General features: G+C 63.8%; 14 protein-coding genes. 10 read left to right on the top strand and 4 right to left on the bottom strand.

Annotation, left to right across the window (positions count from 1 at the left end; translation table 11 throughout):
- The first annotated feature begins 7 nt into the window (after window positions 1-7).
- The 6 genes from C5C17_RS00140 (at window position 8) to C5C17_RS00115 (ending at window position 8174) form a co-directional block, all read left to right on the top strand.
- Complete coding sequence (locus C5C17_RS00140; RefSeq protein WP_104251356.1) at window positions 8-1270, top strand: ABC transporter substrate-binding protein; 1263 nt, start codon at window positions 8-10, stop codon at window positions 1268-1270.
- A 71-nt stretch (window positions 1271-1341) separates the two neighbouring features.
- Window positions 1342-2208 (top strand): dihydrodipicolinate synthase family protein, encoded by an 867-nt coding sequence (locus C5C17_RS00135; protein WP_104251355.1) that lies wholly within the window; start codon window positions 1342-1344, stop codon window positions 2206-2208.
- Window positions 2209-2241: 33 nt separating this feature from the next.
- Window positions 2242-3780 (top strand): sialidase family protein, encoded by a 1539-nt coding sequence (locus tag C5C17_RS00130; RefSeq protein WP_104251354.1) that lies wholly within the window; start codon window positions 2242-2244, stop codon window positions 3778-3780.
- A 152-nt stretch (window positions 3781-3932) separates the two neighbouring features.
- Window positions 3933-4916: a LacI family DNA-binding transcriptional regulator gene (locus C5C17_RS00125; RefSeq protein WP_104251353.1), complete on the top strand. Its 984-nt coding sequence runs from the start codon at window positions 3933-3935 to the stop codon at window positions 4914-4916.
- A gap of 91 nt (window positions 4917-5007) precedes the next feature.
- Window positions 5008-6510: an FGGY-family carbohydrate kinase gene (locus C5C17_RS00120; protein ID WP_104251352.1), complete on the top strand. Its 1503-nt coding sequence runs from the start codon at window positions 5008-5010 to the stop codon at window positions 6508-6510.
- A gap of 32 nt (window positions 6511-6542) precedes the next feature.
- Window positions 6543-8174, top strand: coding sequence for a fucose isomerase (locus C5C17_RS00115; RefSeq protein WP_104251351.1), 1632 nt, complete (start codon window positions 6543-6545; stop codon window positions 8172-8174).
- Window positions 8175-9753: 1579 nt separating this feature from the next.
- Here C5C17_RS00115 and C5C17_RS00105 read toward each other — a convergent pair.
- The 3 genes from C5C17_RS00105 to C5C17_RS18810 form a co-directional block, all read right to left on the bottom strand.
- Window positions 9754-11121: an APC family permease gene (locus C5C17_RS00105; RefSeq protein WP_104251349.1), complete on the bottom strand. Its 1368-nt coding sequence runs from the start codon at window positions 11119-11121 to the stop codon at window positions 9754-9756.
- Between the two features lie 167 nt (window positions 11122-11288).
- On the bottom strand, window positions 11289-12560 hold the full coding sequence (locus C5C17_RS00100) for a Fic family protein (protein WP_104251348.1): 1272 nt from the start codon (window positions 12558-12560) through the stop codon (window positions 11289-11291).
- 417 nt (window positions 12561-12977) lie between these two features.
- Entirely contained in the window at window positions 12978-13142 is a 165-nt protein-coding gene (locus tag C5C17_RS18810; RefSeq protein WP_258065750.1) for a hypothetical protein, read from the bottom strand.
- A 349-nt stretch (window positions 13143-13491) separates the two neighbouring features.
- Between C5C17_RS18810 and C5C17_RS18290 the strand changes: the two genes are divergently transcribed.
- The 4 genes from C5C17_RS18290 to C5C17_RS00080 all read left to right on the top strand — a co-directional run bounded on the left by C5C17_RS18290 (window position 13492) and on the right by C5C17_RS00080 (window position 21135).
- Window positions 13492-14622 (top strand): hypothetical protein, encoded by a 1131-nt coding sequence (locus tag C5C17_RS18290; protein ID WP_146079024.1) that lies wholly within the window; start codon window positions 13492-13494, stop codon window positions 14620-14622.
- A 95-nt stretch (window positions 14623-14717) separates the two neighbouring features.
- Window positions 14718-16706, top strand: a complete 1989-nt coding sequence (locus tag C5C17_RS00090) for a class I SAM-dependent DNA methyltransferase (protein WP_104251347.1) — start codon at window positions 14718-14720, stop codon at window positions 16704-16706.
- 125 nt (window positions 16707-16831) lie between these two features.
- Window positions 16832-17974 (top strand): restriction endonuclease subunit S, encoded by a 1143-nt coding sequence (locus C5C17_RS18410; RefSeq protein ID WP_181028408.1) that lies wholly within the window; start codon window positions 16832-16834, stop codon window positions 17972-17974.
- Complete coding sequence (locus C5C17_RS00080; RefSeq protein WP_104251346.1) at window positions 17971-21135, top strand: type I restriction endonuclease subunit R; 3165 nt, start codon at window positions 17971-17973, stop codon at window positions 21133-21135. Before C5C17_RS18410 ends, C5C17_RS00080 begins: the two co-directional genes overlap by 4 nt.
- Window positions 21136-21237: 102 nt before the next feature.
- Here C5C17_RS00080 and C5C17_RS00075 read toward each other — a convergent pair whose 3' ends face one another.
- Complete coding sequence (locus C5C17_RS00075; protein WP_181028407.1) at window positions 21238-22464, bottom strand: toll/interleukin-1 receptor domain-containing protein; 1227 nt, start codon at window positions 22462-22464, stop codon at window positions 21238-21240.
- Window positions 22465-23117: the final 653 nt, after the last annotated feature.

Genomic DNA, 23117 nt, shown 5'->3' with positions numbered 1-23117 from the left:
CATAACCATGAAAATGCGCAACATCGCCGCTGTCGCCGGTGTCAGCATCGCTGCCCTCGTCCTCGCGGGCTGCTCGAACTCCGCACCCGCCGAGGGTTCGATGGAGCCAACTGACGCTCTCAACATCGCCACCACCTCGAATAACCAAGCTCCCATGGAGGCGGTTGTCGCCGCCTACGAGGAGAAGACCGGAATCGAAGTCAACGTCACGGTCGCCGACACCTCGCAGTACCAGACGACGTTGCGAACGCAGCTCTCCAGCGGAACTGCTCCTGACGTCTTCACCGTCTGGGCCGGTGGCGGAAACCCCGGCGCCATCGATGTCCTGCAGGGCGCCGGCTACCTCGCGGATCTCTCCGATCGCGACTGGGTGGGCACCGTGGACCCGGGCACGGCTGAGACGCTGCAGATCGACGGAGGCACCTACGGCCTTCCGTCGAAGCTCGACGCCGTCGGGGCGATCTACAACACCGCGACCTTGAGCGAGCTCGGCCTCGAAGCTCCGACGACCTACACGGAGCTGCTCGACTACTGCGCGGATGTGAAGGCGCAAGGCAAGGTCGCGTTCGCACTGGGCATCCAGACCGATTGGGTGACGCAGCTCATCCCGTACGCACTCGTCGCGAACACGGTCTACGGCGAGACTCCCGAATTCGATGCGAGCCTCGCAGACGGCTCCGCCACCTTCGCGGATTCCGGCTGGAAGTCCGCCTTCGATAAGTACCTCGAGATGGATGAGGCCGGCTGCTTCAACGAGGACCCCCTCGGCACCGACGTCACCGCCTCGTACAACCTCGTGGCTACCGGCGAAGCGGTCGGTGTCGTGCAGGTGCTCGCCTCGTACCCGCAGCTCGCATCCGCGTCACCGGAGGGCACCGAGTTCGGCTTCTTCGCCCTCCCCGGCGATGACTCGGGCACGACGGCCATCCCGCGCGGCATCGGTGTCGCCTTCGCCGTCAACGAGGGAGCAGCCAACAAGGCAAACGCGCTGGAGTTCGTCGACTGGCTTGCGACGCCGGAGGCGACAAGCGTCTGGTTCGACACAGCACCCGGCCTCCCCGCCGTGACGAACACCGATGTCGAACTCGACCCCGTGCTCCAGGGCGCCGCCGATGTCATCGAATCGGGCGAGACCGCACCGATGCCAGACCAGGGTTGGCCGAACGCCAAGGCGCAGTCGGCGCTGTTCATCGGCACCCAGCAGCTGTTCTCCGGCCAGGCCGACCCCGACGCCGTACTCCAGTCGATGGATCAGGCGTACTCCAGTTGACCCTAAGACTCCGGACGCGATCAGCGATCGCGTCCGGAGCCCGGCCATACCCCCTCAGCAGAAAGCGACCCATGTCCTCGCACGACATCATCACCGCAGTCCCCCTCGCCTTCGACGAAAGCGACGGGCTCGATCTCGCCGGGTGCCGACGCATCCTCGACTACGTCGCAGCATCCGGCGTGCAGGGTGCGCTTGTACTCGGCACGACGGGAGAGTTCCCGGCGCTCTCGATCGAGGAGCGCAACGCCGTCGCGCGACTCTCGGTCGAAGTGCTGACCGATATCCGCGTCATCGTGCACGTCGGAGCAGCGAGCCGTTATGAGGTCACGCAGCTCATCGCCGGCGCGCGCGCGGCGGGCGCCAAGGAGATCGCAGTCCTGACGCCGTATTACCTGCCCGCCCACCCAGACGAGGTGTACGGCTTCTTCCGCGATGTGGTCACCGAGGCCGACGGGCTCGACGTCTACGTGTACATGTTCGAGGCGCGGACCGGGATCCCCGTCGACCGGGAGCTGTTGCTTCGCCTCAGCACCCTGCCCGGGGTAGTCGGCGTCAAGGTGAGCGGTGAGGCGCTCGGTCTCATCACCTCGTTCCGAAGCGAGCTTCCCGAGGAGTTCCGGATCTACACGGGATCCGACGGCGACTTCGCGCGCGCAGGTGCCGCCGGCGCCGACGGTGTGATCTCCGGGGTGGCCTCCGCCTTCTCCCGCCCGTTCGTGCGGATGCGAGACGCGCTGATCGACAGAGACGAGGCACGCATTGCGAGCATCCAACCCGACATCGACGAAGCCGTCGCGGCGATTGACGGCTCTCCAGCCCGGATGCGTGCAGTGCATCGCCTTGCGGGCCACAACGTAGGTGGTCGACGCATGCCCATCCAGGAACCGGATGAGGTCACCGTCGCACGCCTCCGCCGCGCAGTCGCGCGGTTCCACTAGAAGTACGATCCCCACACCGAAAAGAAGGATGCAATGACGCTCCCCCAAACCCGGCACCGCGCCCCTGTCTTGATCGGCGGCTCTCTGCTCAGCGCGTTCGCGCTCACCGCAGGTATCGCCGTGGGCCCAGCCCTCGCGGACACCGCCGAGCCACCGACCACGATCGGCGTCACCGAAGGCCTGATCGACACCACGGATCTGAATGCGCTCGGCCTCCCCCAGGCAGAGAACGCCGAGACCGTGACCATCTTCGAGCCTGGCGACGACGACGCGAAGTTCAACCACGGGACGGTGCTCATGCCGTTCAAGGACCGCCTCTACGCGCAATGGCAGTCGTCGGCGCTCGACGAGGACGCCCCCGAGACGATCGTCACGTACAGCGTGAGCGACAACGGCAGCGAGTGGTCCGCACCGATCCCCCTCACCGAACCCCGCGACGACGGGTACACGTCGAACGGCGGCTGGTGGACGGACGGAGAGACGCTCATCGCGTACCTGAACGTCTGGCCGGCAGCGCTCGAACCTCGCGGCGGGTACACCGAGTACGTCTCCAGCACCGACGGTGTCACCTGGTCGGAGCCACAGCGTGTGACGGACGAGGCCGGCGAGCCGGTGCTCGGCATCATCGAGCAGGACGTCAAAGCCCTGCCGAGCGGCCGCCTGCTGACCGCATTCCATGTGCAGCCCGGCCTCCACGTGAAGCCGTACTACACGGATGACCCCACCGGTGTGAGCGGCTGGACTCAGGGTGAGTTCGAGAACCAGCCCTACCTCGAGAACGAGATGTCGCGCGAGCTGGAGCCAAGCTGGCACGTCGCGGCAGACGGATCCATCTTCATGACCTTCCGTGACCAGGGCGGCAGCACGATGTTCAAGCTCGCCTCGAAGAGCGAGGACAACGGCGAGACGTGGTCTCAGGCCGTCGTCACGAACGTGCCTGATTCGCGAACGAAGCAGAGCGCGGGCAACCTGCCCGACGGCACCGCGTACCTGACGGGGAGCCTGACCGGCACGAAGACCCGCTACCCGCTCGTCATCGTGCTGAGCGCCGACGGTGTGACCTTCGACCAGGGCTTCGTGATCCGCGACTCGGCCGACCTGCAGCCGAAGCGCTATGAGGGCAAGTCCAAGAACCCGGGCTACAGCTACCAGAAGAGCCTCGTCTGGGGCGACTCGCTCTACGTCTCCTATGGCACCAACAAGGAGGACGTCGAGTTCTCGCGCATCCCGCTTGCCGACCTCGAGCTCGGTGCGACCCCGGGTGTCACTCCCACGCCGACGGCATCGGAGACCACGGCTCCGACGACGACACCCACGGATGCTCCGGTTGTCCCCGTCCCGACCGACGTTGAGGCGACCGTCTCACCGACGGCCACCACGTCAGCTACCGCTGCGCCTGTGACGACGGCCACGCCCTCGTCGACTGGCAGCGCGACAGCCGGCGGGACCGACTCGCTCGCGACGACCGGCGGCGAGGTTCCCTGGCTGGGAGCCGCCTCCGCGCTCGCTCTTGTCCTCTTCGGCGCTGCGGCGCTCTTGCTCCGCCACCGCAAGGCCGCGAGCAGCGAGTAACCAGCGAGTAACCGGAACGACGAGGAGCGGAACACATGGAGTCGGGCGGCCTGCGCACGCGCACCTCTTCGGTGCGCAGGCCGGCCCGGCGAACTCGAACGCCGCGTCCGCTGTCTCCGTGCCACCCCCGCGAAATCGATTACTGTGCTGACATGTCGACGATCTATGACGTCGCGAAACTCGCCGGAGTCTCGACGGCCACGGTCTCGCGTGTGTTCAACGGAGCAAGCGTCTCCGCACCGAAAGCCGAAGCGGTCAGGTCCGCCGCGAAGGAACTGAACTTCACGCCGAATCGAGTGGCGCGCAACCTACGCCGACGGGAGTCCGAGACGATCGCGCTCATCATCCCCGACGTGCAGAACCCCTACTTCACCGAGATGGTCCGTGGGGTCGAGGACGTCGCGTCGGAGGCTGGCTACTCCGTCGTGCTCTGCAATTCCGACGGCCGCCTCGATAAGGAGGCGCGCTATCTGCAAGTCAGCGGATGGGAGTCGATGGCGGGGGTCATCATCGCCCCGGCCTCGGCGTCAACCCGACTGGACGAGATGCTCGCCACGAACCGACCCGTCGTGATCGTCGACCGCCGGACCGCACACGACGCCGACCTCGTCGTGATGGATAACCGGGCAGCAGGGGCGGCCGCGACCGAGGAACTCCTTGCGGCCGGGTTCACGCGCATCGCGCACATCGCGGGCCCGGCGGACATCGACACCGCGCTCGAACGGGCTGAGGGTTGGCGGGCCGCGCTTGGGGCGTCTCCATTGGACGTGGATGAGAACATCCTCCGGTTCTCGACGTTCCACGTCGACGGCGGCCGCGCCGCGATGAGCGAATTGCTCGATCTGCCGGAGCCACCGGATGCTGTCGTCGCAGGCAACAACCTGATCGGCGTCGGGGCAATTCAGCTGCTCGGCGAACGAGGACTGACCCCGCCGACCTTCGGCGTCGCCGTCATCGGCTCGCTGCCGTTCAGCACGATCTCACCCAGCGCCGTGACGATCGTGCGGCTCGCCGCCCAGGAGATGGGCAGCGTGGCCGCGCGCGTGCTCATCGAGCGGATCGCCGGAGATGAGCGCCCGATTCAGACGGTCGTGCTGCCTCACACCGTCCAACGGGCCGCCGCAGCTCGCGACTGACCCGCGAGCAGCGGCCAACCCCGTCTCTCTTTCCCCACCAATTTGTAATCGATTGCACTGCCACATCTTTCGAAACCTGGAGGTACCGCCCATGGGTTACACACTCGGAGTCGACATCGGCACGTCGAGCAGCAAGGGCGTGCTCGTCGCCAGCGACGGCACCATCGTCGCGCAGGCGGTGCGCGAGCATGAGGTCGACCGACCCCGCACCGGGTGGGTTGAGATGGACGCCGACATCTGGTGGTCGGAGTTCTCCGACATAGCGCGGGAGCTGGTCGCCTCCCTCCCCGGCGTTGTCGTCGACGCTGTCGGTGTCAGCGGCATGGGACCGTGCGTGCTCCTCGCCGACGACGACGACCGTCCGGTGCGCCCGGCGATCCTCTACGGCATCGACACCCGCGCCTCGAAACAGGTTGCCCGGATGACGCGAGAGCTCGGAGAAAGGGCCATCACCGCGGTCGGCGGCTCGGTGCTCAGCTCACAGGCGGGCGGCCCGAAGATCGCCTGGATAGCGGAGTCGGAACCGGAGCATTGGTCGCAGGCGCGGCGTGTGTTCATGCCTGCCTCATGGCTCGTGCGAAAGCTGACCGGTGAGTACTGCCTCGACCACCATTCGGCGAGCCAGGTGTCACCGCTCTATGACATCGAGGCCGAGCGCTGGCACGCGGAGTGGTGGGACCGCTACGCTGGCTCACTCGAGCGGCCACGGCTCGCGTGGGCAGGTGACGTCGCCGGAGTCATCACCGCCGAGGCGGCCGCCGAGACGCACCTCGCTCCGGGAACCCCGGTCATCACCGGCACGATCGACGCTTGGGCTGAGGCGGCCAGCGTCGGCGCGCTCGAGGTCGGCGACTTGATGGTCATGTACGGCACGACGCTGTTCCTCATCGCCACGACGGACGAGACGCACCGCTCACCGTCGATGTGGACCACCGTCGGCACTGTCCCTGGCACTCGCAATCTCGCCGGTGGGCTCGCAACCTCAGGTGCGCTGACGGGGTGGCTGCGGAACCTCACGGGCGCCGAGTACCCGCAGCTCCTCGAGGAGGCGGCCCCCTCGAGCCCTGGTGCGAACGGGCTGCTGATGCTCCCCTACTTCGCGGGCGAGCGTACCCCCATCCAGGACCCGCAAGCTCGCGGCGTCATCGCCGGGCTGACACTCGAGCACACCCGCGGCGACCTGTACCGCGCGACACTGGAGGCGACAGCTTTCGGCGTTCGCCACAACATCGAGACGATGCGGGAGGCGGGCGCTGCCCTGCAGCGGATCGTTGCCGTGGGCGGTGGAACGCAAGGACGGCTGTGGCTGCAGACCGTCTCCGATGTCTGCGGGCTTCCACAGGAGGTGCCATTAGTGACGATTGGCGCCAGCTACGGGTCCGCGTTCCTCGCAGCGCGCGCGTTCGCCCGTGCGGCGGGCGAAGACGGCCTGCCCAGCATCTCTGACTGGAATCCACCCACCGAGGTGATCACCCCGAACCCGGCCCTGAAGGACTTCTACGACGGACTCTTCGAGCTCTACCTGCGCCTCTACGGGGACTCGAAGTCCGTCGTCCACGAACTCGCAGCACTGCACCGCGGCGCTCACAGCTGAGCACCGCATCCACCCCCTCTGATCGGAGACCCGTGACCTACACGCTTCCCACCCTGTCCCCCCGCCCAGCTACGACCCCGAAGACCGCATACCTCATCTCATCTGGCGACCTGCGCGAGTCCGCGAACATCGCGGGCTGGCCGGCGCAACTGGAACTCGAGCACGGCGTGACTCGCGCGCTGGAGAACCTCGGCTGGAACGTGCAGCGGGCCAATGACGTCGACCCGAAGACCGGCCACGGGTTCATCTCGAGCCAGCGAATGGGACTCGACGTGTTCAAGCACATCCCGGTGGACGCCCCACTGATCGTCGCCGAAGCGGTCTGGCAGTACTCGCATCATGTGCTCGCGGGGTTGCGCACCCATCGGGGGCCGATTCTGACGGTCGCGAATTTCAGCGGTGAGTGGCCGGGACTCGTCGGACTGCTGGGGCTGAACGCGTCGCTCACGAAGATGGGCACCGCCTACTCGACGCTGTGGTCCGTCGATTTCGCTGACGAGTGGTTCCTGGATGGACTGCGGTCGTGGACCCAGTCCGGGGTGATCGCGCACGACGACTCGCACGTGCATCCTCAGCGTGACCTGCCGGTGAGCGCGGAACGAGCTGTTGGCGAGGCGCTGGCGGCGAAGCTCGCCTCGGAGAAGGCGATCATCGGCGTCTTCGACGAGGGTTGCATGGGCATGTACAACGCGATCATCGATGACGAGCTGCTCAACAAGACGGGCATCTACAAGGAGCGACTGTCGCAGTCGGCGCTGTACGCGGAGATGCTCAAGGTCGACGACGCGGATGCGGACGAGGCGTTCGCATGGCTCGTAGACCAGGGCCTCCACTTCCAGTTCGGCACTGACGACGCGACGCAGCTGACGCGGGAGCAGGTGCAGTGGCAGTTGAAGATGTACATTGCCGCGCTGCGTATCGCCGACGACTTCGGGTTGGACGCGGTGGGCATCCAGTACCAGCAGGGGTTGAAGGATCTTGTGCCGGCGTCTGACCTGGCGGAGGGGCTGCTGAACTCGACCGACCGGCCGCCGGTGCGTTCGCGTGACGGTGCCCGCGTGCTGCACGAGGGGCGCGCGTTCCCGCACTTCAACGAAGCGGACGAGGGCGTCGCCGTCGACGCGCTCGTCACCGACCGGGTGTGGCGTGCGATGGGTCTTCTGCCCGACAACACGTTGCATGATGTGCGTTGGGGCGAGGACTTCGACGGGCAGTTCGTGTGGGTCTACGAGATCTCCGGTTCGGTTCCTGGCTCGCACTTGGGTGGCTGGTCGAACGCGGAGGCGTGGCGTCAGGACCCCGTGTTCTTCCCTGCCGGTGGGGCGACGATCAACGGATGCTCGAAGCCGGGCGAGGTCGTCCTGAGTCGCGTTTACATCGCGGAAGGCATCCTGCAGGCGGATGTCTTCCGCGGATCAGTCGTCGAGCTGCCAGTGGAGGAGACGAAGCGCCGCAAGGAGGCGACGAACCCGGAGTGGCCGATCGCTCACGTGGTGCTGCATGGCATCTCCCGAAACCAGTTCATGGCCCGCCACAAGGCGAACCACGTGCAGCTGGCGTACGCCCCGGACGCGGCCACCGCCGACAAGGCGCTGACTGCCAAGGCCGCGATGTTCGCCGATATGGGCATCAAGGTGCACGTGCTGGGTGCGGTGAATCTCTAGCCGTGGCGGGGTTTGCGGGCGGCAGGCGGTTCGCCGCCATCGATGAACCCTCGCACGCGCCCGGCTTCAATCACCTACGAGTGCTCAGCGCGCCTACACAAGCCATTCCGGGTCTTCCGCGCGTCCCCTCTGCGGCCCGCCCCCTCGACTCTTAGAGCTTTCGACCAGGCGGAAACGGACTGCACTCCGCCTCAGGCATGGACATGCGAGGGGCGACCCGGCAACCGGGGCAGGAATTGCCCCTCACACTTGCCACATGTCGGGCGCTGGACTGAGTCGATGAAGAACTCGGCCCTTCGAGAGCGGCGACGGTGGGTGGGCCTTTCCTGAGACATGAAGGTCATGAGCCACGCGGACCCGAGGCCTACCTCAAGAAACGCCCTACGCAGGCGCCGGGAGAACCGCAAATCGCCCGAAAAAGAGACGGCGAGCCCCAAGAACATCGAGATAAAACACCAATTCAAGTACAGAGCGCTTCGCACCGAAGTATGATTACAGCTACTCAATCGAAATCCAACTATGGCACCGCCTCTACGCAGAAGCAGCCAAGACTGACAGGATGTGGCCCATTGCTCGCTCGTCACGCTAATGGCTCAGTGTTCGATGCAAACGCAATAACCGGAACTGATGGACTCAAGACAGGACCCTGGTTCTGCAACGGAGAAGGCTGCACTGTTCGATACAAGTTTCACCGAGTTGCGACGCTCGCCAAAGATGGACCAGGACGAGTAACTCGCAATGCAACCTTCGTGCACGGGGATGACCGAGATCATTCACGAACCTGCTACTTGAACGCTCGCGCTGCCATGCAGGCGCTCCTGTCGGCTCACCGTAGATTCATCAGCGTCAAAGGTGACACTCTTCTCTTGAGATGGGGAACTAGACCCGAAACACCCGCTCGAAGTGGCACGCCCAATCCCAGCGATCACGGCTCCTTCCATGAGAACTACGCAGCAATCCTCGAGGCTGCGACCGACATCGCGACCCTGGTCGATAAATCCGGAAGCGACGAGAGCGTGCTGGCGCGATACTGGGTTCGCCACAACGGAGTGAACTACACCTGGAGTGAATTTTGCTACGGCCCTTCGACTTCCGACCTAGTCCGGTTGCGCGAGAGCATCACGACCGTATTCGATGGGCAGGCGAGGTGGCCGAGGCTCGCGCGAGCCATAGTGGAGGACAGCGCGTACGTCAACAGCAGCGGCCGTATATCGATACGCCTTCGAAGCGCCGTTGAGACTGACTCTGAGACTCCGGAAGCACTGTACCTCTTTGCCTCAGCGGGTAGCGCGGGTGCAGCTGCGATGAGAGAACTGCGAAAGGGCACGCAAGTGCTCGCACTCGCGGACGATTGGTTCATCTTGGACAAGACCGGCAAGGCGGGTGTCTCGATTTCATCCGACCAACAAATCTCGCCGATGTCATAAGAAACCGGGAACCTAGGCAGGTGACCACACTGCGCAACATACTCACTGCGCGGGCGCAGAACACCCGGCGGATCCTCGCGCATCCCCGCCATTTCGGAGATGTCATTCTGCAAGTCTTGCGTTGAACCGTGCTCCTCGAATGGTGCTTGGGTTTATACGCGGGCAGACAGCAGCGTCCCGATCGCGAAGAACCCGGCCAGCACCGCTCCCCAGATGATCGCGGCAACGACTCCGCCGACGAGGAACGGGAAGTTCCAGATCGCGATCATCAGCACGAGGACAAGCCCGATTCCACCGGCGAGCGACGCGACGGTGACCCACGACGAGGCCGTCCCTTCGACTGCATCCCGCTTCAGACGCGCGCGGAAGGCGACGACAGCGAAGCTCGCAAGGGTCATCATGACGATGACGCCCACCGCGCCAGCTCCCGAGTACCAGGTGTAGATCTGCAGCACCGGGTCGAGCTGCGCGAGCGCGGAGACCACGACCACGACGGCGGTGATGATCGTCACCCACAGGGATGCGCGCGACGGCGCCGAGTGCTTCGGGTGCACGGCGGCGAGGGTGCGGGGCAGCACGTCCCGCTCCCCCAGCGTGAACAGGTAGCGGGTGACGATGTTGTGGAACGCGAGCATGCACGCGAACATGCTCGTCACGACGAGGACCTGCACGATGTCGGCCATGATCGGTGCGACCACGTCGCCGGCGAGGCCCACGACAACCCCGGCCGGGTCCTCGTTCGAGAGGGCGACCGCGTCGTCGGCGCCGAGGCCCGCGATGACGAGCCACGACGACACGAAGTACAGGGCACCGACCGCGATGACGGCGATGTAGGTGGCGCGAGGAACGGTACGCTCGGGGTCGCGCGCCTCGTTGCGGAACACCGCGGTTGCTTCGAACCCGAAGAAACCGAGGAACGCGAACAGCAAGCCGAGGCCGGGCGTACCGGAGACGGCCTCGCTGACGCTGAACGGCAGCGTCGTGAGCTCACGCCCGGAGGCGAGCACACCCACGTCGATGACGATGACCGCAATGACCTCAAGCACAAGCACGACGCCGAGCACCTTCGCGGAGAGGTCGATGTTGCGGTAGCCGAGGAACCCGACGATCGCGATCATGAGGGCGGAGATGAGCCACCAGGGCACCTGCATCCCGGTCCACAGCTCGAAGAGGTTGCCGGCCTGCACGCCGAGGTAGCAGGTCATCGAGACAGTGAGCAGCACGTAGGAGAGCAGGGCGATGGATGCGGTGCCGAGGCCCAGGCGCCGCCCGAGTCCGCGGTCGACGTACGAGTAGAAGGCACCCGCGTCTGGCACGTGCGGGGTCATCCACGCGTAGCCGATCGAGAAGAGCAGGAGGATCGCGGTTGCGGCGAGCACCATGAGGGGTGCGCCGACGGAGCCGGATACGCCGAAGATGATCGGGAAGTTCGCGGCGACCACGGTGATGGGCGCGGCGGCCGCGATCACCATGAACACGATTCCGGGCACGCCGAGCTTGCGGGTGAGCGTTTGCGTCAAGGGGGAGTCCTCTTCTCGGGCGAGCCGAAGACAGGGGGTGGGCTCGCGCGGGTACCCCTGAACTTTAGTTTGGTCGCGAGCCCCCGGATGCGCGGAGCCGAGCAGTCGTGCTGGAGTCCGCGCTCTACCGGCACCGTGACGCACGGATGCAGTAAAGATAGGAGGCGTCAGTCGCCTCTGAGGTTTCCGACGACACTGCGATCGGGGGCGTCCGGCCCGCGTGGTGGAGTCCGTCCGGCGGTGTCGGCGCCGCCGACCCGGTCGCTGCGGTCGGTGAGCGCGACGAGTGCCAGATGCCGGTCTGCGCTCCAGCAGACGACGCGCCCCTTATGGTCCGTGTTGCGGGAGAGCACTCCGGCGTCGCCGAGCTGCGTGAGCGCCCTATGGGCGGCGACGTTGGAGACGTCGTGAACTGCCGCAACAGACTCGGCAGTGAGAACAGGTTCGGTTGCCAGCCGACCGAGGATGCGCAGCGCCACAGCGTCGCGTCTGGGACGTGCGGGCGACAGCTGCTGCTCGGTGCGCCACTCGATGAGCTGCTCGAGGGTCTCTCCGTCGAGTCGCTGCACGTCGTCCGCGAGACGAACCACATTGGCGGCCGCCAGCTCCGCAGCCTCAGAGAACGCGATGACCCATTCGTCGACGCGTCCCGATCGGTACTCGGTGAGCCCGTCCATGTACGCATTCTTGGCGCCGGCGAAGACTGTGCTGATGGGTATGAGGATGTTCCGGAGGGCATCTGCACGCTTGAGGACGGTGTGGATGAGGGCACGGCCGGTGCGCCCGTTGCCGTCGACGAAGGGGTGGATCGTCTCGAACTGCGCGTGCGCGATAGCGGCGCGCACGATGGGATTCCCTTCGGTGGCGGTCACGAAGTCGGCCAGGTTGCCGATGAGGCGACCCACTTCTGTTTCGGGCGGCGGGATGAACTCTGCGCGGAGCGGTGAGGAGCCCGGGCCGCCCACCCAATTCTGCTCGGTGCGGATGCCGAGGGCGAGGCCCGGTTCGATCGTGTGCTGGAGCGCTTCGAGGTCGGCGACCTGGATGGGCCGCGTGTGCTCGGCTAGAGCGGCAATCGCGTCTTCGGTGGCGCGCACGTTGGCGACAACGTCGAGCGCGACGGGCTTGCCTTGGCGCAAGAGCTCGGCGATCGCCAGACGCTTGGGCGTGACGCGGTTTCCTTCGATCCAGGATGAGGAGATGCTCTCGGATCGAATGAGCAGGTGGTTGAGGAATTGACCGTTCGTTCCCACGCGCTCGTCTGCGCGAGTGAGCGCCTGAAGCGCGTCCTGCGCGGCGCGTTCAGCGGCTGCGGAGAGGGGTGCGAGGTCGGGGTCGAGTTCGTCGGGAACAAATGCGCGGTACCTGCCGCCCACGCGGTCTTTCCGGCTCACGCCGAAGGTGTCCTGTGGCTCCCAGATGCGATCGACGTAGAACATTGGGCCACCTCTCTTCGGTTTGGCGCGTGCGCAATTTCTTAACTTTAGAGTATCTAAAGTTAAAACTGACGGCGCTGTGCCCAAGGTTGCATTCGGGGAGGCCCCGGTGGCCGCAGGTCAATCGTCGGCAGAGCATCCGCGTCCGCCCCGCGCTTCGCCAGTCAGCTGGGCTCAACTGCCGAGGCGGTGTATGTACCGAACCGTCATTGACACCACCGAGCGGTGCCAAAGTCGCGACCGTCTGCCGTAAGCGTCGTGAGCTCGCACCCGGAGGCGACCACACCGAGGTAGCAGGTCATCGACAAGGTGAGCAGCACGTATGAGAGCAGGGCGGTGGATGCGGCCCCCAGCCCCAGCGTCACCCGAGACCGCGGTCGACGGACGAGAAGCAGGCCTCAGCGTCGGGCACGTGCTGCGTCATCCACGCCTAGCCAACCGGGACAGCAGCAGGATCGCGGTGGCGACGAGCACCATGAGCGGCGCCCCGACGGAGCCGGAAGCGCCGAAGATGATCGGGAAGTTCGCGGCGACCACGGTGATGGGCGCGGCGGCCGCGATCACCATGAACACGATTCCGGGCACGCCGAGCTTGCGCGTGAGTGTCTGCGTTGAGGGGCCGCCTTCTTCTCGGGCGAGCCGCAGAGAAGGCGACAGGCTCTCGCGACGCCAGAGAACTGTAGTCGGCCAAGCTCACGGACCGCAGAACTAAGGATCGAACGACCTATCGAGACAGGCTCGAACGATTCGCACTGGACACCACTCACACTGCTCGGTGAGGTACGTCCTTGTTAGGCAGCTCACTGACAGATCACCCCGCTGCTCCAGCTTGCCCCTCGGCGCCACTCGTTACGCGTGAGCCCCCAAAAGTCACTTAGGATGGAGCGTATGTCGGGCCGGCATTGGGTAGTTTCTGGGAGAAGAAGGACGATCGGTGCCAAATTTTGAGTACGGAAATCTGTACAAATTCGTTGCTTCGATCGCGGCACTGTTGCTGGTGGCCGCGGTAGTTGGCCCATGGCTATTCTATCAGTCGATGGGCTCGTTTCTCGTAAGCAGCGAGGAGATCGCTGCCCTCACTCCCACCGCCGCACAAGCTCTCCTAGACCGCCAGGCGTCGATCTCGGACTTTCAACGGAGGATCCCTTACATCAGCGCTCTCATGGCGTTTTCGGGAGTCGCGCTTCTCGTCTGGTCCCTGATCGAATGGCGCAAAGGGCAAAATCGCCTCGACGACAAAGCGCAAACAGATCTTGAATTCCAACGGGCACAGCTGCGATCTCTGACTCCCGAAGAAGCGGAGACCAAGCGGGAGAGCGAGGTCGATGAAGATGAACTCAATTCTTCGCAAGACACCAGCGCATCGGCAACCGCCGAATCACCCCTAGAACGCCACGCGCCGACGCCAGCCCCGAATGCAGGTTCGCCGTCGTCAGCGACACCAACCACCACTGGCAGTGCACCTGAATTCAGACGCGAAGACCGCATCAAGCTCCTCAAGTCTTTAGAAGACTCTTTCAATGACGCGGTTTCCACGGCATACAGCCAGAAGTTCGATGTCGAGCGCGACGTAAAGGTGACCTCTGGAGCTGGGAGCGGAGCCATGTTTGACATTGCTCTCGAGCCCCGCGAGGCACAATGGGGTCAATTGGGTCTGAACCTGAAGATTGCTATGCCGCAGACCCTGCGTATGCGGCTACCTCAAGACATGGTAAATATGGCGATCGCGACACAGGGACTACAAGTCGGGCGTGCCTACACTGGACTGCGTGGAAATCCACCACAGGCCGCTGTATCCGGAGTTCTTGTCTACCTCTTCGAGGAAGAAAAGGTGCGCCGAAGGTACGGACCCGTTGCCGATCGGGTAGCTCTAATCAACAGAGTATTGACCAGACCGATTGGAGTGCTCATAATGTCAACGCGTGCTTTCGAGGAACTAAGCTGGCTTCAGTTACGTGATCAGATCACAAAACTCTGGGTCGGCCGCCGAGAATGCATCGAATACGAGCCAGCGCCCCGCGACCGCGCGTCGCTCGAAACGGTGGCAGGCACTACCGGTCAGTGAGCTGAGTTATCGATATAGGAGCAGCACTCGCGTGCTACCCCCTGAACACGATTCAGTACCAGATGCACCCCACACAGAGGATCCCCACCCGGCCCATGGCTAGCAACAACCACGCCAACTTCATCTGGCAGATCGCGGACTTGCTGCGGGGCAGCTTCAAGGCGCACCAGTACGGCGACATCGTCCTGCCGTTCACTGTGCTCCGTCGCCTCGACGCGGTGCTCTCGCCCACGAAGAAGGCCGTGGTGCGCGAGGTCGAGATCGCGAACCGCTCCGGCATCCCGGTGCGTCCCGCATACCTGAAGAACCAAGCCGGCCACACTTACTCGTTCTGGAACGCCTCGCGTTTCGACCTCGCCACCGCGCTCGGCGACTCCGAGAACCTCGCCGCGAACCTCCTCGACTACGTCAACGGCTTCTCCGACGGCGTCAAGGACATCTTCGACAAGTACAAGATCACCGACCGCATCGCGGAACTCGACGAAGCCGATCTCCTTTTCCACGTCACGCAACGCTTCGCGGGCGTCGACCTCTCCCCTGCCGCCGTGCCCAACGAGGAGATGGGTCACATCTTCGAGGAGCTCATCCGTAAGTTCGCGGAAGCCTCCAACGAGACCGCCGGTGAGCACTTCACCCCGCGCGACGTCATCGAGCTCATGGTCGACGTCCTCCTCGAGCCCGACAGCGACGCTCTCAGCACCCCGCACACCGTCCGCTCTATCTACGATCCGACGGCTGGTACCGGCGGCATGCTCTCTGTCGCCGAAGACCACATACGCGAGATGAACCCTACGGCGACGCTCACCCTCGCCGGCCAGGAGATCAACCCGCAGTCCTACGCCATCTGCAAAGCCGACATGACGGTGAAGGGACAAAGCGTCGACGCCATATTCTTCGGCGACACCCTCATCAACGACGGCCACATCGGCGACACCTTCAACTACTGCCTCTCCAACCCACCCTTCGGCGTCGACTGGAAGAAGCAGCAGAAAGCCGTCACCGAAGAACACAAGCAACGCGGATACGCCGGCCGCTTCGGCCCAGGCCTCCCCCGCGTCTCCGACGGCTCCATGCTCTTCCTCCAGCACCTCGTCTCCAAGATGCGCCGCGCGGAAGACGGCGGCGGACGCGCCGCGATCGTCCTCAACGGCAGCCCGCTCTTCACCGGCGGTGCAGGGTCCGGCGAGAGCAACATCCGCAAGTCGATCCTCGACCGCGATCTCCTCGACGCCATCATCGCCCTGCCCACCGACATGTTCTACAACACCGGCATCGCCACCTACGTGTGGGTGCTCTCCACCAATAAATACCCAGACCGCCGCGGCAAGGTGCAGCTCGTCGACGGCAGCAAGCTGTTCCGGAAGATGCGCAAGGGCCTCGGATCGAAGCGCAACGAACTCGGGCAGGAGAACATCGACGAGATCGCCCGCCTCTACGCAGCGTTCGAAGAGAACGACCGGTCGAAGATCTTCGACCGCGAGGCCTTTTACTACCGCACCATCACCGTCGAGCGCCCGCTCCAACGCGCGTACTCGGTCACTTCCGAAAACGTCGAGGCCACGATGCAGCTGAGGCAGGTGCAGAAACTCGACGAGCAGGCAGTGGATGCACTCCGCCGCGTCCTCGCGAACTTGGCAGCCGAGACCGACCCCGAGTCGGGCGCCGTGCCCCGCGTCTGGTTCGCGCGCAAGACGTTCGCCGCCGAACTCAACAAGCGCCTGAAGGCAGCGTCGGTCGCGCTTCCGGCGGCGGCACTGACCGCACTCACCGACGCCCTCGGCGAGGAAGATGAGCGGGGCGAGATCAACCTCGACCCGAAGGGCAAGCCGATCGCGGACTCGTCACTGCGCGACACGGAGAACGTGCCATGGAGCGAAGATATTCACGAATACTTTGACCGCGAGGTGAAGCCGTTCGCGCCGAACGCGTGGATCGATGAGAGCAAGACGAAGGAAGGGTGCGAGATCCCCTTCACCCGCCACTTCTACCAGTACGTCCCACCCCGCTCGCTCGAGGAGATCGACCGGGACCTCGACGAGGTCCTCGGCCGAATCCGCGCCCGGCTCGAGGCGGTCAAGGCGTGACGGCGACTCGAGCCGAGAAACGAACATTGGATTGGCTCCCAAACGTCCCTCCTGGATGGACCACGCAAACATTGGGCACCGTCGGACGACTGCGACGTCGCACAGTTCGGGAACAAGATCAGATCGTGACCGCGTTCCGGGATGGCCAGGTCACCCTGCGGGCAAACCGAAGAACTGATGGTTTCACTGAAGCCGACAAAGAAATCGGCTACCAGGGCATTCGGCGGGGCGACCTGGTCATTCACAGCATGGACGCTTTCGCGGGGGCAATCGGAGTTTCCGATTCGGACGGGAAGTCGACCCCTGTCTACTCAGCGGTCCAGGTCAGCCCACAGCACAACGCGCACTATTTCGCATACCTCCTCCGCAACTTGGCCCTGACCGGCTACATCGAGGCCTTAGCAAAAGGAATCCGTGAGCGATCCACAGACTTCCGTTGGGCTAATGCTCGCACTGTCGCCGTCCCGATCCCACCGAAACCGGTCCAGGTAAGGATCGTCGACTACCTCGACCGGGAGACGGCAGAGATCGACGCGTTCATAGCGGACCAGGAGAAGCTCATCGAACTCCTAACCGAGCGCCGCGTGGCCCTGATCACGTCAACGCTCACGGGAGGCGTCGAGGGTTCTGGGTCGTTGCAAGACCTACCTGTGAGCTGGCAACTAAACCGATTCTCACGAGTCGTGAAGCTCAACGAAGGGCAAGTCGATCCCCGTAGCGACGCCTACAAGGATCTGCCCTTGATTGCGCCCAACCACATCCAGAGCAAAACCGGTCATCTTCTCTACCTGGAGACGGCGCAAGAACAAGCAGCCATCAGCGGGAAGTACCTCGTACGCCCCGGCCAGGTTCTCTACTCAAAGATTCGACCTGCACTTGTGAAAGCAGTGATCGCACCGACAAGGTGCCTCTCTAGCGCGGACATGTATGCGTTCAGTACGCGTAGCTCGGCCGTCCTGCGCAACGGGTTCCTCTATTGGTTGCTTCTGAGCAAGCCGTTCACCGACTACGCCATCGACCAGTCGGCTCGCGTGGCGATGCCCAAGCTCAATCAGAACACACTGGGGGCCGCGCCGGTCTGGTACCCGTCGGTCAGAGAACAGGCTCGGATTGAGCGAGTCCTCGAAGCATCGACCTCCAGGCTCGATGCAACAATCGCGGACGCCCGGGAGGCGATCGCGCTTTCGAAGGAACGCCGCGCCGCGCTCATCTCGGCTGCGGTGACAGGCAAGATCGACGTGCGGCAGCACGGGAAGGTCAACGCATGAGCATCCACAAAGAAGATGCCTTCGAAGTCGAGATCTGCGAGCACCTCGCCGCGAACGGCTGGCTCTACTCCCCCAACGACGCCGACTACGACCGCGAACATGCGCTCTTCCCTGGAGACCTCTTCGCGTGGCTGCGCGAGACGCAGCAGCCGCAGCTCAACAAGCTCATCAAGCCGAATGCATCCGCCGAGGTGCGAGCGCAGGCGGAACGGCAGATTCTCGACCGCATCACCAAGCAGCTCGGCACCGACCCGCAAAATGGCGGCGGCACCCTCGGCCTGTTGCGTGATCCGCTCGGCGTCACCGCCGGTGGCGGGTCAGCGAAGCTCTCCTTCTTCCAAGCTAAGCCACCCACAGGCCTGAACTCGCAGGTGAACGAGCGGTACGCATCCAACCGCCTCCGAGTGATGCGGCAGGTGCGGTACTCGACGAAAAACGGCAACCGCATCGACCTCGTGCTGTTCGTCAACGGACTACCCGTGTCGACGATCGAGCTCAAAACTGACCTCACGCAGAGCCTGCAAGCAGGCCTCAAGCAGTACGCGAAAGACCGACGCCCCGAAGGCGAACCCCTCCTCACCTTTGGGCGCGGGGCCCTCGTGCACTTCGTCGTCACCAACGAAGAAGCACACATGACGACGCGCCTCGCGGGCGCCAGCACCTATTTCCTCCCTTTCAACCGCGGCAAGAACAACGGCGCCGGCAATCCAGCCATCCCCGGGACGAGCCCCAGCGCGTACTTCTGGCAGGAGATACTGCAACGCGAGACGTGGCTCGACATCGTCGGTCGGTTCATGCACTATCGGTTCGAGGAGAAGACCGACTCCGTCACCGGCAAGAAGACCGTCAGCAAGCAGATTCGCTTCCCCCGCTACCACCAGTGGCGGGCCGTCACAAAGCTCGAGGATGCCGTGCGCGACGAGGGGCCGGGCAGCAACTATCTCATCCAGCACTCGGCCGGCTCCGGTAAAACAGACTCCATCGCCTGGACCGCACACCGCATGGCGCAGCTCCACGACGGCGACGGCCAGAAGGTGTTCGACGGGGTCCTCGTCGTCTCCGACCGGCAGGTGCTGGACGGCCAGCTGCAGCGCGCCGTCGAACAGCTCGAGACGACAGGTGGGGTGTTCGAGGCGATCACGCGTGGGGGCGACGCTGCGAAGTCGGCTCGTCTCGCCGAGGCACTGCTCGCACGCAAGCAGATCATCGGCGTCACCTTGCAGACGTTCCCATTCGCGCTGAAGCTCATCGAGGAACGCGAAGGCCTCGCAGGGCGCCGCTACGCCGTCATCGCCGACGAAGCGCATTCGTCGCAGTCCGGTGATGCCGCCGCGTCTCTCAAACAGGTGCTGACCGCGAGCGCGAAGGGCGCATCCGCTGGCGACCTCGTCGATGTCGCTGAAGCGCCTACCCCCGCGACCGCGACCTCCGGTGCCGACGCGGCTGACGCATCCGTTGACGCGGAGGACGTGCTCGCCGACGTGATGCAGCGTCGCGTAGGCACTGGGTCGATCTCGTTCTTTGCGTTCACGGCAACGCCGAAGGGCAAAACGATCGAGCTGTTCGGGCGCCCGGACGAGAGCGGCACCAAGCAGGCGTTCGACCTGTACTCGATGAAACAGGCCATCGAAGAGGGGTTCATCCTCGACGTGCTCAAGAACTACCTGCCCTACGACCTGGCATTCAAAATCGCGCACACCGATTCGAGCGGCACCGAAGTTGAGGTCGACACGCAGCAGGCCGGCAAGGAGCTGATGCGGTGGGTGCGGCTGCACCCGACGAACATCAGCCAGAAGGTCGCCATCATCGTGGAGCACTTCCGCGCAAACGTGCGACCCGAGCTCGGCGGACGCGCGAAGGCGATGGTCGTAACTGGGTCGCGCAAGGAGGCCGTGCGGTACAAGCTCGCCATCGACAAGTTCTTGAGCGAGCGAGGATACAGCGGCAGCCTCGGCGCGCTCGTAGCGTTCTCGGGCACCGTCACCGACCCGGAGAGCGGAACAAGCGAGTGCACGGAGACGACGCTGAACCCCGAGCTCAAGGGCCGGTCGCTGGAGGTGGCGTTCGCGGGCGACGAGTTTCAGGTGATGATCGTCGCGAACAAGTTCCAGACAGGCTTCGACCAGCCGATGCTCGTCGGTATGTACGTCGACAAGAAGCTCTCCGGCATCACCGCCGTGCAGACCCTGTCACGCTTAAACCGCACGTTCCCGGGCAAAGAGAACACGTACGTGCTCGACTTCGTGAACGATCCGAATGAGGTCCTCGCGGCCTTCCAGGTGTACTACGAGGACGCAGAGCTGACGGAGGAGTCGGACCCGAACGTCATCCACGAGATGCTGTCGAAGCTGCGGGCGATGCGCATCGTCGACCGGCACGACATCGACGGGGTCGTGCACGAGTGGCTCGAAGGCAAGCGACACAACGCGCTCTACTCGCACATCAAGGCGTCCCGAGACGTGTTCTGGGATCGGTGGGATGCGGCGACTGCCGAAGATGACGCCGTCGAGCTGGCTCGCCTCGAAGAGTTCCGGGGCACCGTCAACCAATTCGTGAAGTCATACGACTTCCTGTCGCAGATCATCAACTACGACGACACCGACATCGAGAAGTGGGCGATCTTCCTCCGCGTGTACCGGACGGTGATCAAGCGGAAGGACACCCCGGCGTCGGCGATTGACACCGACGAGATCGTGCTGAAGCATTTCCAGCTCAAGAAGCAGGAGCAGGCGCGGCTTCGTCTTGTTGGTGGCGAGGCTGGTGAGCTGATCGGCCTGAAGGCCGCGGGGTCAGCATCGCCGCGGGAGACGAAGTACGGGCTGTTGTCGGAGGTGATCGACAAGATCAACGACCTGTTTGCGGGCGCTGACATCGACGAGGTTCAGGCCGTCGAGGCGGCGAACACGCTCATGGGCCAGGTGCTCGAAAGCGACGAGCTCCGATCGCAGGCCAACGCGAACACCCGCGTTGACTTCGAGTTCTCGCCGAGCATCAACGTCGAATTGGAAGACGCGGCCTACGCGTCCGGTGCTCAGCAGAATCGCGCGTTCCAGCACCTTCTCCAGTCGCAGAACTGGGACCGCGTGAAGGAGATGCTGCTCGCGATGGATATGTACGAGAAGCTGCGACGGGTCTCGGACGATCATAACCATGCAAAGTAGACGAGCCTGTGAGTGTCAACGGCTCGTTATTTGTCCATCGAATTGAAGAGATCTCGTACTTCATGGCTCTCACTAAGAAGATGACCGTGACTACATCGCCGGCTAGGCCGAAACTGGTTCCCAGCTTCGAAGCAAGTTCAAACTGTCTCTGACACGCTTTACCCCTAAGCGAGCGGGCCGAAGTGCCTTGCGGAGAGCAGCAGAGAAGTGTTCCGCGGGGCGCATTTTGTCCAACAGGCCCTCAAGCTGTTCGGCAACGACATCGAGTCCGCCCATCTCGGCTATCATCTCGTTGTAACCGGTCGATACGCTGCCTGACCCTCGAGAAAGGTCCACGGTTATCGCCCGCAAGCGGCTAACTGCGACATCAGCCCTCTTCACTGCTGCAAACATCCGTTCACCAGCCTCGAGAATTTGTCCTGCTGGGACCTCGAATGCCTTCGCCGAACTGAGACTCCACGCCTGAACCTGTCTAGCAGTCGGCTTATCGGGGAGCTTGCCAGCAGCGCGTGCTGCGTCACCCAACCCTGTGAGCGCGGGAGTCAGATCCTGACTCGCTTGGGTCATCTCGGGGAGCAATTCTTCCAACTCAGAGTAGATCTCACTGATACCCGGCGAATCCTCGTCATCATCATCACCCGCATCGCCGAATGAACCCTCGGCCCCCACCTCCGAGTCGCCGAGATCCGCCAGCGTGTCCTCGGCGGCCCGATACGCGTCCACGAACCGATCTGCCAACCTCGCCATCGTTTTCTTCCACGCGGATGATCCGGCATCTGACAATACGGCCTCTTCGATCACTTCCCACTGAGTTGACGCAGAAACCTGCACGATGTCGTCCTCGGCCTCCTCGTGAAAGATCGCTGGCGCTTCAAGAATCAACACCGGGAGCAACAACTCTGAGACTCCAAGAGCAGTTGCCTTGGCATGAAACTTGTTAAACTCCATGCGGCAGTTATCGCTATCCAAGTAGCTCGCACTTAGAAGAGGAATGAAGACTGAAGCCCCAAGAATCTCTGCCTCGAGGCGATCACGCCAAATCTGACCCCAACGGATGTCATCCTGATCCAGGAAGGACTTGACTTTGAGCCCGGACTTCGCGTAAATGAGATGCCCAAGAAGCTCCTTGAATGGACGAACCATCTTGTAAATTCGGTCGTCAGCCCGCGAGTAGCTAAGAAAAATAGTGATTTCGCCTGGGACTTCGTCCCGTTCAGGGGCACGATCACCCGTCCGAGACTTAGCACCTTGGGTCTTAGGATCACTGCGACGACCCGTAGTTTGACGCCCCTCAGACGGCCGCGTTCGACCTTTTCCGCCACCCGACATGATGCTCCCCCTCCAGCTAGCTCGACTCGCGGCGAACTGACTGCCACGGCGATCTCGAACGCGCATTGGTCCGCTAGACTATCTTGCTCGCTTCTGCACCGCGATGGCAAGAGCACAATTCCTCCACGGCGGCGCAACGCTGAATCAGAGTGGTCCTGTCGACTGAATTACCCAACATCACCCGCGATTCATGCACCGCACTGGGACTCCCGGGGATACATGTGCGACTTTGATCAGGTGGCTTGCGCCCGCACCACAGGTCAAAAGCCAGTTCAGGACTCCTGCTGGACCGCATGAAGCTGACGGCGGTCACGCGATTCCCATCTCAGTTCTTCTGACTGCTAGCCAAATCGGTCGACGTCAACGCCCGCTCGCTCATCATGCTCTCCGCAATCGATAGCTTCCTGATGCTGGCGCCGTCGCGCCGGCAACTACCAGCCCAGCCAAGTTCACTAGATTGTTCATGAGGCTGAGTCATCGACCGCCTCAGTCGCCGCGCGCCCGTTTTTCAACTTGACCTCTGGACGCGACCTCGGCTGATTCGCGGGATCGCAAACATCTGATCACCCCCCGGGGTGCCGAGAACAACCGACCAAGCATCTCTCCTCCCGCACTTTGTCGCCGGAGACCTTTTTGAGGCTAAACGCTTCCTC

The sequence above is a fragment of the Pseudoclavibacter sp. RFBA6 genome (genome assembly GCF_002931575.1).
GTDB lineage: Bacteria > Actinomycetota > Actinomycetes > Actinomycetales > Microbacteriaceae > Pseudoclavibacter > Pseudoclavibacter terrae.
The sequence above is the reverse complement of the archived record's forward strand: the minus strand, read 5'-3'. Positions and strand labels throughout refer to the sequence as shown.